The sequence below is a fragment of the Pseudoalteromonas sp. SWYJ118 genome, assembly GCF_015864505.1.
Classification (GTDB): domain Bacteria; phylum Pseudomonadota; class Gammaproteobacteria; order Enterobacterales; family Alteromonadaceae; genus Pseudoalteromonas; species Pseudoalteromonas arctica.
Genome location: NZ_JADYXC010000009.1, coordinates 156,312 through 174,255 on the forward strand (window position 1 = coordinate 156,312; position 17,944 = coordinate 174,255).

The window sequence follows — 17,944 nt, forward strand, 5'->3', positions numbered from 1 at the left end:
AATTCCACAAAACACCTTTAAAACACAACCACAAAGAAAATAAAAACCAATAAACCTTAAATAAAAAGATTAAAAATACAAAACACGCTTCTTGTCACCATAATCAAATCGGCTTTAAAGTGATCCCCGATTAGATAAGTTTTATTATTTTTATCTGGGCTTATAAAGTAATCCCATGTTTAATAATTAAAAAGTGCCATTACTCACTTTATCGACAAAATAGTCAAAGTGATTTGAGTTACATTGAACCTACTTTCATATCGATATAATCGATTCATTCTGTTCAAAGTATCCTGTTAATAAGTAAACTACTGGGCTTGCAGATCCTTTGCTAATATCGTGCATAATCAATACTACCTTTCTTGAGCTACTAAGTTTGTAATAGCGATAGGAGTTAAAGATCTCATACCCCATATATATTTTTCTTTTATTAACTTCTCTAACTGCTTACCTGTCACAATGTTTTTTGTTTTTATGACGCGCTCTGAAAGATAGAAACCTTTTTCATCACGCTCTTTTGAATGTTTTATTGCATACTCTAATAGGTAATCTTCTTCTGGAGAGAAAATAACACCATTTCCCTCCCCTTTTTCTGAGTGCTCTATTTCAGGGTTTGCAATATTCACCCAGTGGAAGTGAAAATCTTCTCTACCATGCGTCATAAATGCTAGATATTTGCCGCCTGGTGAAATACGGTGATTTCTCATCTCCCATTGACGTGGAAAATCAAAATTAACTTTGCGTACTATTTCACCATTAAACTTATGTATCCAAAAGCCATCGTGCTTTATCGCTAAAAACTCTTTATCACCAGGCAGTAAAAAAGCAGCGCCGCTATGATGAATTTGCGGTCGAGAGGTGAGGTCCCCTGTTGGTACATGGTAATTAAAGTGTTTGCCATCTGAGTAAAAAATGACGTTTTCACTGTCTGAGGTCCAGTTAAACCAAGGGTAGCCACCCCCGCCTGACATGGTAATTAGCTTTTTCTCTTTGGTGTCGTATAACTGGCGAGTCGCTCGGTCATTTATATAATCCGAAATAGCGATATAACGGTTATCTGGTGAGCGTGCTGGTGGATGCAATCCCGCAGGCTCCATTTGGGTAAAAATTTCTTCAGGTATAATACGGCGCCTGTCTGAGCCATCTAACCGTGATGACCACAGCGTGCGTACTTCACTGTATTTGTATTTATTCCAGAACATTAACCGCGGGGTTGAAAATGTATCCGCATCGCCATACACCTCTTCGCGTATTTCTAGTGGCCACTCTGGATGGTTTTTGTGCTCTTTAGCCCATGGGTGTTTAGCAACATCAACCTCTACTTGTGGTGAGCTTTGAGATGAGGGCTCTGAGCAACTGCTCAGCAATAAGCTAAAACAAACGCTGAGGGCGCAAAGCATGCTGTGATTTTTTAAAAACGTCATTAAAATTATCCTTTACTACATGAACTTATTTACTAGGTAATACAAATAAGCGCTCTCATTAAAACTTGTGTTATTGAGTCAAAGTGCTTGCACTTACTCTTCTACTATTTCTGCCACTTCAATCGAGAGTGTTAAATTACTGATAAGTAAACGGTGTATTTGAGCTACTATAATTTTTTAAGTTATCAACAAACTCTTTAGCCCATCCACTTGGGTTATTATTGGCAATGAGGCCAATGGACTCCATTGGCGGAATAATAATAGGCCGTTGATTATTATTAGCCGTGTAGGCATGAAACGGCTGACGTACTTCTAATGAGTCACTATTTATTGTCGATAAAATACCAGCACTATTTGTTTTTAATACAATAGGCTTTTTTGCATCATATGTGGCTAACTTAGGCTGTTCAGCCACCACGATTCGGTTTGCTACTGGGGTTAACTTACCAACAGGTTTATTGTTTTCAACATAACCAGTTAATAAGTAAACTAATGGGCTTGCAGATCCTTTGCTTAATTCATGCATTGTTAACGTCTCACATCTTGAACTGCTAAGTTAGTAATTGCTACAGGGACTAAAGTTCTCATGCCCCAGATTCCTTTTTCTTTAACTAACTCTTCAGTTTGCACACCTGTTAGTATGTTTTTTGTTCTGATGACACGCTCAGAAAGATAAAACCCATTTTCATCACGTTCTTGCGAGTGCTTTATTCTATACTCTAATTGATAATCTTCCTCTGGAGAGAAAATTATCCCGCCGCCAGTTCCTTCTTCCGAATTTTCTATTTCAGGATTAGCAATATTCACCCAGTGAAAGTGCGCTTTTGGTCTAGCGTGGGTCATAAACGCTAAATACTTGCCTTCTGGTGAAATACGGTGGTTTTTCATTTCCCACGCTCTCGGAAAACCAAAGTTCACTTTACGCACCACTTCACCATTAAACTTATGTATCCAAAAGCCATCGTGCTTTATGGCTAAAAACTCTTTATCGCCCGGGAGTAAAAACAGCTCATCTGAATAAATTATTTTGCGTTGTGTAAGTGTTGCTGTGGATACGTTGTAATTGTAATGTTTACCATTTGCATAAAAAATAACGTTGTCACTGTCTGAAGTCCAATTAAACGAAGGGTAACCTCCTCCAGCTGACATGGTGATTAGCTTTTTCTCTTTAGTATCGTATAACTGGCGAGTCGCTCGGTCATTTATATAGCCCGAAATAGCGATATAACGGTTATCTGGTGAGCGTGCTGGTGCATGTATACTAATAGATTCAAGCTTTTGAAATACCTTTTCTGGAATAATACGGCGCCTGTCTGAGCCATCTAACCGTGATGACCACAGCGTGCGTACTTCACTGCCTTTATATTTATTCCAAAACATTAACCTTGGAGTTGAAAATGTATCTGCATCGCCATACACCTCTTCGCGTATTTCGAGTGGCCACTCAGGGTGGGTTTTATGCTCTTTTGCCCATGGGTATTTAGCAACGTTAACGGCTGTTGTATTTGCTGAACTTTGCGATGAGGGCTCTGAGCAACCGCTTAGCAATAAGCTAAAACAAACGCTGAGGGCGCAAAGCACGCTGTGATTTTTTAAAAACATTGTTGTTGAGTAATCCTTTCACTCTTTATATTTGTGGCACACGGGAAACTTAAATGTTCTCGAGCGTTTACAAAAATAGTATCCATTTAGTGTAATAACTGTGGGTTATTGGAGATTATTTATTATCAGTAAATACTAAAATAAATAATCTCTCAATTTTTAATAAAAATAACCTATCTCATTACTTTTAAAAGTGCCGATTTTGTACGTAAATGGCATATTGTTTTACTAACTTTAATTTTGCTTTTTCTAAATCTAGATCACTTACTTGCTCATGAGATCCGTACCATTTAACAGTACCTTCAAATTCATCGTCAAAGGGGAGCGCTATATAAAGGGCTTCTTTCGAGCCTATAGGTGATTCTGGTTCATGCCAAAATAGATTATGACCTTGAGAGTAAGTTTTTCCGGTACGACTCACTATGCGATAGTGATAATATTTCCAATCAGGACAATCGCCAAAAACAAATGCATCTGTTTGTGAAAACATACTTACAGAACTGTTCATCTGCTCATTGGTATGAATATCTTCACCACCATTCCCTGGCCCACCCATTAAACGAAACGAACACGTTAAATCGAGCTTGTAAGCGTTAATGTAGCTTTTCCAATGAAAAACACTGTTAGACCAAGATAGTTGTCGTTTTTTTCGTTTTTCCAATAACGCTTTATTACGGTTACGGTTTAAGGTTTGCAGCATTTCTTCATCTATATATTCACCATCTATGTACCCTTTGGCGCCTTCAGCTTGAAGTAAAGTGACTATTTCGGTTTTTCTGTTACTAATAGCAAGCCCAAGCGCACTACTTCCGCTCGATGTTTTTAAATCGGTATTCGCACCTTTTTTTATAAAGGTCGTTACATTCTTTGGATCAGCACTTTTTAATACTGAGTACATTAATGGCGTTTCACCTTTATTATTCTGGTGATTAATATCAACCCCAAGCCTTATCAATTTAGCAATATATAACCTAAGCACCCTGTAACCCATATTTTCTGCTGATCGTAAGTTATATAAAATATGGAAAGCATTTTCTCCTTCATTATTTTCAAACGAATAATTACAGCCTTTATTCTTAAGATAGTTAATTAGTTTTAAATTTGGAGATTCTTTATTAGCAAGGGTCATCATACATACTGGTAGATCTAAATTATAATTTTTACAATTAACATCAACACCTGAATCAACCATATATTTTACTAAAGTAAAATTATTATAAGAAATTGCTTTTTTAAGAGAAGGGCAGCTTAAAACAACTTTTTCGTCGTCTATAAACTCTTGTAATCGAGGAGTAATTTTTTCTTCCCCTATTCTAAGCTCTTCATCTAAAACACGCTGATAATATTCAGGGTTATTTTTTTTATAATAGGAGTAGCTTGCAACCACCAAAATGAGCGGTAATATCAATCTTAAAAATAATACTTTCATTTGTTGTTCCTTAACATTGTTATTAAATTATTGTGTAAATTGCTTGAGTGCTTAAATGAATTATATACAGCGAAAACTCATAATAACTCTATTTTAAATAAATTTAATTTAGAGTTTATCAATATATTATGTGTCGTAGTAATTCCTTCTTTAACACAATTTCATAGTGTATTATTAGGCATTAAAATATGCATATATTTTAATGTCATGTATGGCACAGAAATTATTATAAAGGATTATTTATGCAAAAGCGTGCTGCTTTTAAGATCATTACATACCTCATTTTAGTAACTTTACTTGGTTGTGAAAAAACAGCCCCTGACACACAAAAAAACGAATCCAAAGCAACCCAACCCATAGCTTTAAAAGAAGATATCACCGACGCTGCGCAATTTGATCAAGAGCGTATCCAGTTTTTGTGGCAAGCACCTCAGCAAGAAAAAAGAACGATATGGAGTATCAAAATAGATGGAACAGATCTTCGCCAGGTGCTTGATGAGAAAGAACTCTACGCGACCATTTTACCAGACGTAAACACCTATTATATTAGCGCCATCTCTCGCTCACCAAATAACCGCTATTTAGCTTTAGTTATAAACAAAGAGATCATCGTACATGACCTCTTAACTCGAGAGTATTTTATCATTGGCGAGGCATTAAGGTTCTGGGCGCAACTAATATCTTGGGAAGATAATGCTTTCAATATTTACATGCCTGAGTTTAGAGGTCAGTCAAAAAACTTATATGTTGACCTGAACAACCTAACAATAACCGAGAAGAAAGAAAAAAGTGATACGGTCTATTTAAAAGATGGTTCAACACTCTCTTTTCACGAGTTTCACATGAGTAAATACAGAGAAGATAAAAAGCTATTTAGAATAGATCTAACTGGGTACGATAAACTTAATGGACTATATCTTAATAATGAACAAACACATGGGCTATTGCGCGCTAAAGAAAAGTCTTTTTACTTTAATATCATAACCGGAAAAATGCTCAGCACCTTCGATAAAAACTCTTTTGTACCGTGGCATATTAACCATGCTAATAGTCAATTAGTAGGGACCGACAAAGAACATAAACAATTAATCGTTTATGATGTTACGACAAAAATAACAAAAAACATTTTTATCTCAGGCAACAGATTAAGCGCAATAAGCCCACTTAAAGCAAGTACCTACAATCAAGAAAAGCCCTCCTTTTTACCTAAACTCTCTAACTTACCAAAAGGGTATATTTACGGAGACCGTAAAGTCGATGAAAATTATTATTTTGGAGCAAAGGTTGATGGAAAAGCAGAAGGTTATGGGGAAATGTATCAACGTTATACTCACCTTTGGCAATATCAAGAAAAAAGCGATGTTCTTATACCGCTTCACTATAAGGGAAATTGGAAAGCAGACAAATTTGAGGGGAATGGCGAGGTTATTTATACAAACGGTAGTCACTATAAAGGAGAGTTTTCTTCTTACCTTCATCATGGCCAAGGACGTTTTACTGATAAAGACGGAAACGGCTTTGATGGAAGCTGGTACAAAGGACAAAAACATGGCCGTGGCGTCTGCCTTACCTACCGCAAACCAACTCCATGTGAATACTACTACGATGCAATAGTTACTTATGAGGGTGAGTTAGACGACAATGGCATGCGTAACGGTACAGGTACTTTTAGTTGGACAAATAAATACAGAAAAGAAAGCATTTATAAAGGTAACTTCAAAAATGATTTATTTCATGGTCAAGGCGTGCTAACTGAAAATAGTTATAAAAATCGTGTTTACAAAGGACAGTGGCAATTGGGCCTGCGCCACGGACAAGGCACGCAAATTGGTGAGGGTGCTCATTACGAAGGGCAATGGAAAGCCGATAAGCGCCATGGCAAAGGCACGCAAACGAAGGGTAAAGCTCAGTATGTAGGTCAATGGAAAGCTGATAAACGCCACGGTAAAGGCACGCAGACTGATGAAAACACTCATTACGAAGGTATGTGGCTTAATAACTTCTTTAGTGGCCATGGGGTCTTAACTAGGAATGGAAATGTTTACACTGGCATATTCGAAGCTGGTCAGCTTTATGGTCAGGGTACACGTAAAGACAAAAACGGAAACTCCTATAACGGAGAGTTTAAATATTCCTATTTCCATGGATATGGAGTACTAAACTACGCAAATGGTGATCAATACAACGGCCAGTGGATATCCGGCATGAAGTCAGGCAAAGGCAAGTTAACTTTAGTAAATAGTGACTTTTATGATGGCGATTGGATAAATGATAAAAAGCATGGTGAAGGTGTTTGTTACGAGAATTCAGAGGAGTACCCATGCCAATACTTTGGTGGTTATAAGCTAAATAATATACGTGATGGCTATACAAAATCCCAACAATCTCTAAGCTATAATAATTCAAAGGGCACTTTTGGTGATTACATTGGCGAGCTTAAAAATAATGTACCCCATGGGCAAGGATCATTTTTTAGTAAAGGTAACTATACCTATATAGGTCAATTTGAACATGGGCTATTCAACGGACAAGGCTTACTACAGGAAGCTTATGGCTTTTTAACTTATGAAGGAATGTGGCTAAAAAACAAACCTAATGGCTATGGAAAAAATAGAGTATTTGAGGGGCACTGGAAAGATGGTCTCGCTCATGGAGTAGGTAAGTTAAAAATAAATAGACAAGGGTTTCACGCAGTTACTGTTGAAGGTAATTGGCAAGATGGAAAAATCAGTGAGGGAACTATTATATACCAAGATATTGATTATATAGAAGATAAAGCTATCTACACTAATGTCTGTATTTATACTGGAAGGTTTTCTATTAATAAAAAAATCACTTATTTAGAAAATAACGTCACTTTTGTTCAAGTCGCCCCACAAGGGGAATGTGTACGTGTAGAACAAGTAAAAAAGCACAACATTAATGCTTTGAGTAAAAACCATTTACAAAAGGATAGCAAATGAAACTTACCATAATAGGTTTATTGACCATTTGCTTTAGCTTGACCGGATGCATGGATGAAGCGCAAGATCAAACAACCCCAAAAACACAACCACAACAAGCTAAACAGCCGCTACTTGATTTATTTGCCAAGCCAAAATTGACAACTGAAAAGGCGAAACAAGAAGAAGCGCTTATTTTAAAGGCAATAGCGGATGACCCTTCGGCCCAAATCGCATTAGCAAATATGTATGAAAAAGATAATAAACAAAAACGCGCCTTATTTTGGTATCAACAAGCAGCACAAATCGGCACTAGTGGAAAGTCAGCTTTAATCGCGTTTGAGCAAAAAATCTTACAACAGGAAAAAATAGCAGAAGCAAAAAAAAATGAGCAATATAAACTAGCAAGAATCGAAAGTATAAAACAAAGATATCAAACTAACTTAACGGAAGCCGAAAGTGGGTCGACTATCAGCTATGACACATTGATGAAATACTACCCTGTAAACTTTAGCGCAGTAAAAGATCCTGCTTTCGTTAAGAAATTTTTAAAAAAGTTAATTGCATACGAAGCAAAAAAACCAACGTTTAAGCTGGTGGAACTAAAATTAGAAGCCGCTAATACAAACAGAGAAAAAAACGTCCCTAGCGCAATTGCCTTAGCCAAAAAACTCGCAGAATCGGGGTCTGTAGACGCTGCTTATTTTTTAGGTTGGTTGCACCAATTTGGCTCATTGTTGGATAAAGATATCGCTAAAGCGATTTACTGGTATAAAAAAGCAGCCGAGTTAGCTGATATTCGTGCATATCGCAGTTTAGGGTGGATATATCACTCTCACTATAACGATAATAAAGCAGCCGCTCACTGGTATGAAAAATCAGCTAATTTAGAAGATCAAGTATCTCAGTTTAATTTAGCCGTTTTATATCACTTAGGCACAGGTGTAGATAAAAACTTAAAAAAAGCTTCACAGCTATATAAAGCAGCAGCTGACGCCGGGCATAACTCTGCAAAGGTCAATTTAGCTAACATGTACGAAAATGGTATTGGGGTAAGCAAAAACAAAGAACTTTCTAAGCAATATTATGCCAGCTACCTGCATATAAACCCTGCAAATAAAAAAAGAGAAAGTCAGCTAAATATAGAACCAGCCACTGATACGATAAAGTTAAGTATTAATCCTGCTAGTGTCAAAAGATATAATATGCTTTCACTTTACCAACGCTCAGGCATATATAGTCATTCTATTGATATAAGTAACCTACCCATTATTGAGAATCAATGGATTTATCTCTCTTTTATAAATATTCCTGAAATAGGTTTCTATTCATTATTTCAAGGTACAAAAGACAATTTATTTCAATGGGTACATATGGATAGTATGCCCTTCGATGTTGTTCGATATGACATGTAGAAGATCATAAAAAACGTTGGCCTATTGTTAATAGGTCAACGCTTTTTTCGAAAGACTCTGATAATAAGTATGCATAGGGGTTAGTACTTTCTTTGCTCATACCCGTTTAAAATATTGGTTTTAGACATAATACGATAAGTAGCAGGCTAGCCATCATTTGGATCTTGCATTAAATCAAAGCTGCCGCTTTGGAGGATATTAGTAAATTTTATTTTTACCCATAACACCATCAACCGTACTATAATTAAACCCAAGTATATTGGGTCTAGGTTACCTATTTGCACGTTAAAGCTTTTAGTTTTAAATTTCTTGAACAGCCACCACACGATTAAACAGTGGGGTGAGCTTACTAATTGGCTCCCCTCTATTAACATAACCCGTGAGTAAATATGCTTTAGGGAAGCTACATATCCCTGTATTCAATTGCTCTGTCATTATTCATCCTTGATATTAAACACGCCAAAAATAAATATTCCGGTCATGCCCCAAATATTACTTTCTTTAATCGGTATCTCTTTTGTTTGCTGAGTATTTAAATCAAACTCATAAAAAAAATAATCTGAATAAGACCGACCATTCCCCATTAAATCAGTCGAATCTTTAAACCCTTGACTTAACACTTTATTTTTTATCTGAGAAAAAATAACTCCATGTTTTTTTCGGCAATATAATGCGCTTACTGGGGTCGGATAAGTTAATCCAATAATTTTGCGCGGCTCCAAGCCCTTCTGATACAAAATAGATATAATCGCCGAAAGGTGATACAGCCAAGTGCCGCATTGTAAACTGAGTATTAAAACCTAAATCAACCTTTTCTATCACGTCGCCATTAAAGTCATGTAACCAGTATTTATTTTTTTTATCGGCTAAAAAGGTTTTGCCACCTGGCAATAAAAACAAACCATTAGAGTAAATAATTGGCCGCTCAGTGAGCTTTTTTGTAGGCACATGGTAGTTATAATGCTTACCACTGGCGTAAAAAATCACATTCTCACTGTCTTTGGTCCAGTTAAAATGGGCATGGCCATAACCTTCACTCATTAAAATAAACTGTTGGGTTTTGGTATCCCACAGCTCGCGGGTAAAACCGTGCTCTGTTGTATCCATAGATAAAGCAATATAGCGATTATCCGGAGAGCGCTTGGGTGTGTGGCTACCAATAAGCCCCCTACCTTCAAAGGCTGTTTCGGGGATTATGCGGCGCCTATCTGAGCCATCCATCCGAGCCGAAAACAGCGTTTTCTTTTTCATCCATTCGACTTTCGCGTTAAATAAAATACGCGGGGTTGAAAATGTTTCTTCATCGCCATACACCTCATTGCGCACCTCTTTGGGCCACTCAGGGTGATAACTATGACGGTACGCTATTTTATCTTTACTAAATCGGCTTGGCTGCTCTTCAGCAACTTGTTTAGCAGGTGGATTAGGCTCCTCACCACAGCCTGTTAATAGCAATGTAGCGACACTTAGTAACATTATTACTACACGGCGTGAAAGTGACTTAGTTAAAAGACTTGTCGTTAAAAGCGGTTTAAGTAGGGCTGTGTTTTGTGAGATTAATGACATGGGTAATCCTAGTATATACGGGTGGTTGTGAAGCGCTTTAGATGTTTGGTAACCGTATTGCCTTACTATGCGCAATAGCGTTTCACCTTGGGCTACCGTGTGTTGTTGGGCCATTGTGTATCCTTAAACTTTGCCTACAAACCAATCTTCGCTATCGAGTTCAAAAAAGCTGACTTTAGCGTTTTCAAAGTCGGGCCCTGATACATTGGTATAGCCATTTTGATCGACTATGCTTGGGAAATAGCTTAGTTACTTATTCTTACGCCACCGTGCTTGCCCTGAGGCTAGTTCGTGTAATACACGACCTGTAAATCCTGCGTATGGTGTATTTGAAATCCAAACCTTTATCTCACCTGATTCACCCATTCCTACTATTAAATATGGTTTTACATCTTTAAAAACCTTACCTGTATGCGCTGTGTATGAAGGTAAGGTTTTAGCTAATTGATAACCATTTTTATCTATTGCCACTTCACCAAAGTAAATTCTATTTTCTGATTTATCTAACCATTCAACCGCGACTTTTTCTGGGAATTTTTGATCGTAAACACCACTTGTTTTACCGGCACTTTGCCAGCAACAACCAAGGCTCCCCATAGGAATACCCCAACTATTATCAAAAGTGATTGATTGCACCCAGATCTCATTGCCTTTTTGTGTCGCACCGCCTGCAACCATGTAATCAATTTTACCTGTTGACGAGCAACCCATTACAAATAATGTAAAAGCGAGTGTGATGAGTGATTTTATGAGGTTGTCCATAATCTATATCCATTTATTAATTGTGATTGCCATTGCTCACTTGTTTCAGCTTGCTCTGGCTGGTTATAAAAAAGCTCGCGCAGTTGGTTTTGGGTAGTGAATTCAGCGTCTTCTTCTGGGCCATGAGCAATCGCATCAATCATTGCTGAATATTTAACACTGTGGTGGATGTAATCTTTGTATAAAGCCTGCCAAGCATCACTTTGTGGGCCAAAGCTACGGGCACTATCAACCAGTGTTTTAAGCTCGCATCCCTGTTAGGCTGCTCAGCATAACAATTCGATTTGCTACCGGGGTTAACTTACCCAACGGTGTGTTATTTTCAACATATCCAGTTAGTAAATAAACCAATGGGCTTGCAGATCCTTTGCTCATGTCATGCATAACTAGTTACTCTGTGCTTTTTGGTTGGTAATAGCGACAGGTGCTAAAACGTTAAGCCCCAAAATATTCATTTCTTTAGTACGCGTAATACGTTTCTCTCCCGTTAAAATATTGGCTCTAGTGATAATGCTATAAGTAACAGGTTTACCAAGCTCATCAACCTCGCCCATCGGGTTAAAACCAAATTTAAGCGTGACATTTTCATCCAATGAAAATATCACTCCACCACCCTCCCCTTTTTCTGAGTGCTCTATTTCAGGGTTTGCAATATTCACCCAGTGGAAGTGAAAATCTTCTCTACCATGCGTCATAAATGCTAGATATTTGCCGTCTGGTGAAATACGGTGATTTCTCATCTCCCATTGACGTGGAAAATCAAAATTAACTTTGCGTACTATTTCACCATTAAACTTATGTATCCAAAAGCCATCGTGCTTTATCGCTAAAAACTCTTTATCACCAGGCAGTAAAAAAGCAGCGCCGCTATGATGAATTTGCGGTCGAGAGGTGAGTTCCCCTGTTGGTACATGGTAATTAAAGTGTTTGCCATCTGAGTAAAAAATGACGTTTTCACTGTCTGAGGTCCAATTAAACCACGGGTAGCCGCCCCCGCCAGACATAGTGATTAGTTTTTTTTCTTTAGTATCATATAACTGGCGAGTCGCTCGGTCATTTATATAACCCGAAATAGCAATATAACGGTTATCTGGTGAGCGTGCTGGTGGATGCAATCCCGCAGGCTCCATTTGGGTAAAAATTTCTTCTGGAATAATACGACGTCTGTCTGAGCCATCTAACCTTGATGACCAAAGCGTATAAACCTCGCTGTATTTATATTTATTCCAGAACATTAACCGCGGGGTTGAAAATGTATCTGCATCTCCGTACACCTCTTCGCGTATTTCTAGTGGCCATTCTGGGTGGTTTTTATGCTCTTTAGCCCATGGGTATTTAGCAACATCAACGGCGGTTGTGTTTGTTGAGCTTTGCGATGAGGGCTCTGAGCAACCGCTTAGCAATAAGCTAAAACAAACGCTGAGGGCGCAAAGCATGCTGTTATTTTTTAAAACCGTCATTATTAAAGTCCTTTTAAGCAGTTAAAGTACTGAGCCGTTCTGCACACTATGTCCATACCCTAATAAATAAAAAGCTCATATTCATGAGCTTTTTTATTCTTACTATAATTGCGCTGTTGCGCTCAGTTATGTTGGTAGTAACTACTTAAATTACGAATAAATTTATTCGCTTTTAAAAGCTCCTAGCGGCCTTACTTTCCTCTTTGTAGCATCTTCAACAAACCACTGTTTCACTTCATCTTCAGTCAACCCTTCCTCTGACAAGCGCTTATATAGGTCTTTTTGTGATGGGGTTGAATGATCGCTATTTAGCTCAGCGGCTAATTCTTCTAAATCAGCCTCTGGTAGTGTTTTACCCCAAGGCAAATTGCTATTTGTAGGGTTCGGTAGTGGTAACTTTAACTGCAAGCCATGGTTGCTAATTTTATCGGTCATCGAACCGATATCATTAAAATTAAAGCCCGAATTTCCCGCCGAGTTAAAGCTAGCAATACCTAGCTCCATCGTATATTGCCTGTCTTCTTTGTCAGTAAATATATCACCAAATTGGCTTGTAAATATGTCTCCAAAAGGCCTTAAGCCGTTTACTTTAACACGCTTAGGTGAGTCATATTTCAAACTAAAATTTGCAGCAAAAACAAAAACCTGCTCTTCACCGGCAAATGCTTTAGCGTCTTTGTTATGCCAATTAAGCAGCGCTCGACCCTGTTTACCTTTTTCGTTATAAGGGCCTGCGTTATTCAATAATTCAATTAACTCTTCATACTCTGGGCCTACCTGCTCATCAATTTGGCACTGGTTGTCATACCACTTATCCTCGAATTGATAGTCATCGTCATGCCACGTGTCCACCATTTTATTTAAAATACGTTCTGTTTTATAACCTTTATTTGCATTACGTGTAGCCTTGCCTAAATAGCAAAGTTTTGACTGATACTTCGGGCCTATATCATTAATACCAATAGTTTGCTGCAGTATTAAATCACATGGCACACTACGCCAATCTAAACCAATGAGTTTTTTGGTATAATTATCAGACTCTAGCTCTGTACAGGTCGCTACAACCATAATATCGACTTGGGTATTCCAATCAAAGTCATCAAATATTATGTCATCGCCAAACTGGCGTACTTTAAACCCTAAACTTTGTGCGGCAGCAAATTCACTCTTAAACAAACGAACAACTTGCCCTTGCCTTTGTATTTTACTGGTTATTAAATAAGGTTTACCCTCACCACCAAAGCGCACCAAAATTCTAATGCTTTTTTCCCCAGCAAAAAGCTCTGGATATACAAAGCTTGAGCTACTACTCGTTAAAAAATCTTTTATTAATAGTGACTCTTCATTACCACCATTACGCTTTGTATTTAAATCAACATAAAACTCATTCGCCACAAACTTATTTTTTAAGCCTAAGGCATAGAGGACCTCCGCAGTGTCAGACTCAAAAATCATCTCATCACTATTATCTTTACGCTCCCCCATTAGTGGCAATACAACATTACTGCTACTACCAACTTGTGCACCAATGTAATAACGCATATCAGAAAAATTGTCATCTTGATAATATTCAAGTGCAGAGTCGTTTATAATCGAGTAAAAGGCTTCTTCGTGCACCATAGGCTTGGTACCTAAATACGTTTTTGGCCCTAATTGAAAAAACGGTGTAAATACACAACCAAACTTTCCGGCAAAGTGCTTTTCATTCTCTAATAGCTCAGACTCTACAAGCGGCCTTACAAGCTCTTTATAAGCAAGTTCGTTATTTATTACGCCATCACAGCGCGTTACTTCAAACGTAATAGGTGCAATACCGGTCATCGTGTCGTTAAACACCACGAGAACACGAACCGGGGTGAATGGTGTTAGCCGCTTTAGTTTATTGGCAATAATTGGCAACCACTTTTTTGTAGTTTGATCTTGATAATATATAGCGCTGTGATGATAGCTCGCCTCACCATATTCAGAAAATACCGGTTCAAATGTGTTTGCAAAGCTTTCGAGGTATTTACTGCCTTCTTTTTCTTGCGTGGCAAATGTGTGAATGGGGAAGTAATTTTGAAATTCAGCCGTAATATAATTATGCTCACGCGCTACTGTCGGCACCGTCATCATATAAAAACCATACGGATTAGATTGCGATTGCAAATAAAGCGTGTTTTCAGGATCTGTAACTGCGGCTTTACGTGCCGCTTTATCTAGCAAGCTGTAGTTGTCACTAAAGCCGTAAAGTGCTTTTTTATCACCATTTTTACTTTGCTTTTGATTGGTAATGCTATCAATTAAAAACACCCAAAACGTATCCATCCTAATTGATGCACCAGGTAAATTAGGCAGTGCCCAGCTATCACCTAATAAAAAGTTTTCTATGTATTGTTTTACTTTATAGCGTTCTAAATTTGAATAATATTGGCTTTTATCACCTTCACGCTGAGCCCTAAGTAGTAACCCCATAAGGCCCGATATGGCCTCTGAGCGCAACCTAAATTGAGCTGCCCATTGTGTACTTTGCTGCGTTTTTCCGTCTTTATTATATTCACTTAATAGCTCATGCATCATACCTTGATTAGCTGCACACTCTTGGCCTAGGCGTTTATCTCGCTGAATTTCTGCGTAATAATGTTTACAGGCGTTATCGAGGAGTGCTTCATCCATTAAATTCGCAGCCGACGTAGCAATAGCGCCACCCGCTTTTATTACCGCTACTGCCGCGGCAATGGGAGCTGTTATTGGGATAAATGCCATAACACCCAGAGCAATGTTAATCATTTGCCACGCCATATCGTCGCCTGTTTCATCTACTTTTATATCATTGGCTACGGTTAAATTACGAAAGCGCTCTAGGCTATCCATACCTTCACGAGACGGGCAAACATTTATTTGGCTAATAGCATACGCCGCAATATGTACACGGCGGTTTTGTGCTCGGCTTGCCTCATCTTTATTATTTATAAGTGGTTGAGCATAACCCAGCCCTAGCACTTCAATACGCGCCTCATCAATGCCTGCTTGGGTAACTAAAATGTGCTTAACAGCCTCTGCTCGTCGCTCAGATAACGCAATATTATAATCGTAATTACCTATATCGCAGGTGTGACCTGCCACGGTTACTTTAAGGCTCTCATTTTGCTTAAGCGCTTTTATAACGGCCTCGCTTTGCTGCAAAATGATATTGCGGTAATCATCGGTTACTTGCTCGCTATTAAGCGAAAACGTCCCTTCAATTACGACATCTTTTACAATTTCTTTGGCACTTAAATGCTCAAAATAATCGTTAGCAACCGTTTTATAGTGCCGTTTAGCTTGCGCTAAATTAGGGATATTTGTACCAAATTGCTGCAACGTAGTTTGCCCAAGTGCTGCAATATTTGTGGTTAAATCAGCTATATTGAGTGCATTACCTGCTGCATCCATTGCTACCTTAGGAATGCCAAGCTTTTTACCTAAACTATTATTATAGCTTTCCATTGCTGCTGGTGTGTTAGCTGGTAAACGCCACAAATTTTCTGCAAGTGCTTGCCGCCAAGCATCGGTTGTAAAGGCAGCGCGAGCTTCACGTAGTTTTTTCCAAGCATCCTGCCCATCTTGCATAGCGAACACAGCATCTAGCGTTGTTTGAATAGTTGTATCTTCTGTTTTATTTAAGTGAGTATGTATTGCTTTAGCAATTTTACTCCCTAAAACAAATTTACCATTAGTGGTAAAATTACCGTTACTAGCACTGGCGGTTATATCGGTATTTATTAACCCTGCGGCTAATTGTGCACGGCCTTTAGCCACCGCTCAGCCATGGCAAAAACTCTCAAAGCCACTGGCTATTTTTATTGGTTCATCGCTAACTTTAGCGCGACCAATTTCTTTACCGTTTTCATCTTTAACACTAATATTTTTAGGGTCATACGTGGCATGCTCGGTTTTTAAATCTTTGGCATAGCTTATTAAGTGGCTATAAAAGCGAGGAAATTGCTTTATTATTGCCTCTTCAACCGAAAGCGGGTCGCAATTAATTACATCAAACTCACCTGCCTCATTTTTTATATCAAAGTGGATCATTTCGGCGAGTTCATAGTAATCGTAGTTATCATCTGACTGAACTGATTTGGCACACCAGTTTGAAATATTAGCTAGGTAGGTATCTTGATCAAGCCTTACTTTGATTCTATACAACCCTTTGGGTAGTATCTTGTTAGTACCTGATATCACTGCTAATTTAGTTTCGCGGTCGAAAGTAGCTGGTATATCCCTTCCCTCTGGTGTTGACAAAACAATATTTGCGCCGGGAGAAAGAAGCGGAATGTTTGGATTAATACTTAAAATTATTGCTCGCGTTTTAGCCAACACATACGCTTGAATAGTTTGTACGTTTTTTTGAGTTATTTCTTTTGCGTACCACTTATTGTAAGTGTCGTCTTCGCTATTTTCTGCAGGCTGTTTTAAATTTGTAACAGGGACTGTTTGTAACTCTAATAACGGCGTATTTGAGCTACTGTAATTTTTTAAGTTATCAACAAACTCTTTCGCCCATCCACTAGGGTTATTATTGGCAATGAGACCAATGGATTCCATTGGCGGAATAATAATAGGCCGTTGATTATTAGCAATGTAGGCATGAAACGGCTGACGTACTTCTAATGAGTCACTATTTATTGTCGATAAAATACCGGAGCTATTTGTTTTTAATACAACAGGTTTTTTTGTATCATAAGTGGCTGACTTTGATTGTTCAGCAATAACAATTCGGTTTGCTACCGGCGTTAATTTACCCACGGGTGTATTGTTTTTAACATAACCAGTTAATAAATACACGATTGGGCTGGCACTTCCTTTGCTAATGTCATGCATAACTAGTTACTCTGTGCTTTTTGGTTGGTAATAGCTATAGGTGCTATGCTTCTAAGCCCCCACATTCTCATTTCTTTAGTGCGTATTACCTGCTGTTCACCGGTTAAAATATTAGTTTGGGTAATAATACTATAAGTAACTGCCTTGTTGTTTTCATCAACTTCACCTCTAGGGTTATAGCCAAATTTAAGGGTAACATCTTCATCAAGTGAAAAGATTACGCCATTTCCCTCCCCTTTTTCTGAGTGCTCTATTTCAGGGTTTGCTATATTCACCCAATGGAAGTGAAAATCTTCTCTACCATACGTCATAAACGCTAAGTACTTACCATCGGGTGAAATACGGTGGTTTTTCATTTCCCACTTACGTGGAAAACCAAAGTTAACTTTGCGTACTATTTCACCATTAAACTTATGTATCCAAAAGCCATCGTGCTTTATCGCTAAAAACTCTTTATCACCAGGCAGTAAAAAAGCAGCGCCGCTATGATGAATTTGCGGTC

At 38.1% G+C, this 17,944-nt stretch carries 14 protein-coding genes and 1 pseudogene; 2 read left to right on the forward strand and 13 right to left on the reverse strand.

Annotation, left to right across the window (positions count from 1 at the left end; translation table 11 throughout):
* Positions 1-353: 353 nt before the first annotated feature.
* The 4 genes from I6F48_RS11010 to I6F48_RS11025 form a co-directional block, all read right to left on the reverse strand.
* A complete protein-coding gene (locus I6F48_RS11010; RefSeq protein WP_197119419.1) occupies positions 354-1,424 on the reverse strand; it encodes a hypothetical protein in 1,071 nt (356 codons plus the stop codon).
* 136 nt (positions 1,425-1,560) lie between these two features.
* A complete protein-coding gene (locus I6F48_RS11015) occupies positions 1,561-1,950 on the reverse strand; it encodes a hypothetical protein (RefSeq protein ID WP_165729549.1) in 390 nt (129 codons plus the stop codon).
* Between the two features lie 2 nt (positions 1,951-1,952).
* Entirely contained in the window at positions 1,953-3,026 is a 1,074-nt protein-coding gene (locus I6F48_RS11020; RefSeq protein WP_197119420.1) for a hypothetical protein, read from the reverse strand.
* Between the two features lie 187 nt (positions 3,027-3,213).
* Positions 3,214-4,455 (reverse strand): ankyrin repeat domain-containing protein, encoded by a 1,242-nt coding sequence (locus tag I6F48_RS11025; protein WP_197119421.1) that lies wholly within the window; start codon positions 4,453-4,455, stop codon positions 3,214-3,216.
* Between the two features lie 242 nt (positions 4,456-4,697).
* Here I6F48_RS11025 and I6F48_RS11030 point away from each other — a divergent pair, with 242 nt between their 5' ends.
* On the forward strand, positions 4,698-7,418 hold the full coding sequence (locus I6F48_RS11030) for a hypothetical protein (protein WP_197119422.1): 2,721 nt from the start codon (positions 4,698-4,700) through the stop codon (positions 7,416-7,418).
* The gene (locus tag I6F48_RS11035) at positions 7,415-8,812 is read left to right on the forward strand and encodes a tetratricopeptide repeat protein (protein ID WP_197119423.1); all 1,398 of its coding nucleotides are present in this window, start codon (positions 7,415-7,417) and stop codon (positions 8,810-8,812) included. The genes I6F48_RS11030 and I6F48_RS11035 overlap by 4 nt, the downstream gene beginning before the upstream one ends.
* A 300-nt stretch (positions 8,813-9,112) precedes the next feature.
* On the opposite strand, the gene I6F48_RS21470 is transcribed toward I6F48_RS11035, so the two are convergent.
* From I6F48_RS21470 to I6F48_RS11070, 9 genes and pseudogenes are all read right to left on the reverse strand, one after another.
* Entirely contained in the window at positions 9,113-9,247 is a 135-nt protein-coding gene (locus tag I6F48_RS21470; RefSeq protein ID WP_269435482.1) for a hypothetical protein, read from the reverse strand.
* The gene (locus I6F48_RS21340; protein WP_231615212.1) at positions 9,247-9,432 is read right to left on the reverse strand and encodes a hypothetical protein; all 186 of its coding nucleotides are present in this window, start codon (positions 9,430-9,432) and stop codon (positions 9,247-9,249) included. Before I6F48_RS21340 ends, I6F48_RS21470 begins: the two co-directional genes overlap by 1 nt.
* Position 9,433: 1 nt before the next feature.
* Positions 9,434-10,492: a hypothetical protein gene (locus I6F48_RS11040; RefSeq protein WP_231615213.1), complete on the reverse strand. Its 1,059-nt coding sequence runs from the start codon at positions 10,490-10,492 to the stop codon at positions 9,434-9,436.
* Positions 10,493-10,627: 135 nt separating this feature from the next.
* Entirely contained in the window at positions 10,628-11,140 is a 513-nt protein-coding gene (locus I6F48_RS11050; protein WP_197119424.1) for a DUF2931 family protein, read from the reverse strand.
* Entirely contained in the window at positions 11,125-11,283 is a 159-nt protein-coding gene (locus tag I6F48_RS21345) for a hypothetical protein (protein ID WP_231615214.1), read from the reverse strand. Before I6F48_RS21345 ends, I6F48_RS11050 begins: the two co-directional genes overlap by 16 nt.
* A 243-nt stretch (positions 11,284-11,526) precedes the next feature.
* Positions 11,527-12,600, reverse strand: coding sequence for a PD40 domain-containing protein (locus I6F48_RS11060; protein ID WP_197119425.1), 1,074 nt, complete (start codon positions 12,598-12,600; stop codon positions 11,527-11,529).
* A gap of 162 nt (positions 12,601-12,762) precedes the next feature.
* Positions 12,763-16,380 carry an OmpA family protein gene (locus I6F48_RS11065; protein ID WP_331460695.1) on the reverse strand — a complete coding sequence of 1,206 codons (3,618 nt, stop codon included), beginning with the start codon at positions 16,378-16,380 and terminating at the stop codon, positions 12,763-12,765.
* A gap of 3 nt (positions 16,381-16,383) precedes the next feature.
* Complete coding sequence (locus tag I6F48_RS21350; protein ID WP_231615215.1) at positions 16,384-17,442, reverse strand: hypothetical protein; 1,059 nt, start codon at positions 17,440-17,442, stop codon at positions 16,384-16,386.
* Between the two features lie 2 nt (positions 17,443-17,444).
* Positions 17,445-17,944: pseudogene (locus I6F48_RS11070) on the reverse strand (hypothetical protein); the annotation flags it as partial.

Bases quoted from the DNA above. Each gene is read 5' to 3' on its own strand.
- I6F48_RS11010 (WP_197119419.1), bottom strand. From the start codon at position 1,424: ATGACGTTTTTAAAAAATCACAGCATGCTTTGCGCCCTCAGCGTTTGT.
- I6F48_RS11015 (WP_165729549.1), bottom strand. From the start codon at position 1,950: ATGCATGAATTAAGCAAAGGATCTGCAAGCCCATTAGTTTACTTATTA.
- I6F48_RS11020 (WP_197119420.1), bottom strand. From the start codon at position 3,026: ATGTTTTTAAAAAATCACAGCGTGCTTTGCGCCCTCAGCGTTTGTTTT.
- I6F48_RS11025 (WP_197119421.1), bottom strand. From the start codon at position 4,455: ATGAAAGTATTATTTTTAAGATTGATATTACCGCTCATTTTGGTGGTT.
- I6F48_RS11030 (WP_197119422.1), top strand. From the start codon at position 4,698: ATGCAAAAGCGTGCTGCTTTTAAGATCATTACATACCTCATTTTAGTA.
- I6F48_RS11035 (WP_197119423.1), top strand. From the start codon at position 7,415: ATGAAACTTACCATAATAGGTTTATTGACCATTTGCTTTAGCTTGACC.
- I6F48_RS21470 (WP_269435482.1), bottom strand. From the start codon at position 9,247: ATGACAGAGCAATTGAATACAGGGATATGTAGCTTCCCTAAAGCATAT.
- I6F48_RS11040 (WP_231615213.1), bottom strand. From the start codon at position 10,492: ATGGCCCAACAACACACGGTAGCCCAAGGTGAAACGCTATTGCGCATA.
- I6F48_RS11050 (WP_197119424.1), bottom strand. From the start codon at position 11,140: ATGGACAACCTCATAAAATCACTCATCACACTCGCTTTTACATTATTT.
- I6F48_RS21345 (WP_231615214.1), bottom strand. From the start codon at position 11,283: ATGATTGATGCGATTGCTCATGGCCCAGAAGAAGACGCTGAATTCACT.
- I6F48_RS11060 (WP_197119425.1), bottom strand. From the start codon at position 12,600: ATGACGGTTTTAAAAAATAACAGCATGCTTTGCGCCCTCAGCGTTTGT.
- I6F48_RS21350 (WP_231615215.1), bottom strand. From the start codon at position 17,442: ATGCATGACATTAGCAAAGGAAGTGCCAGCCCAATCGTGTATTTATTA.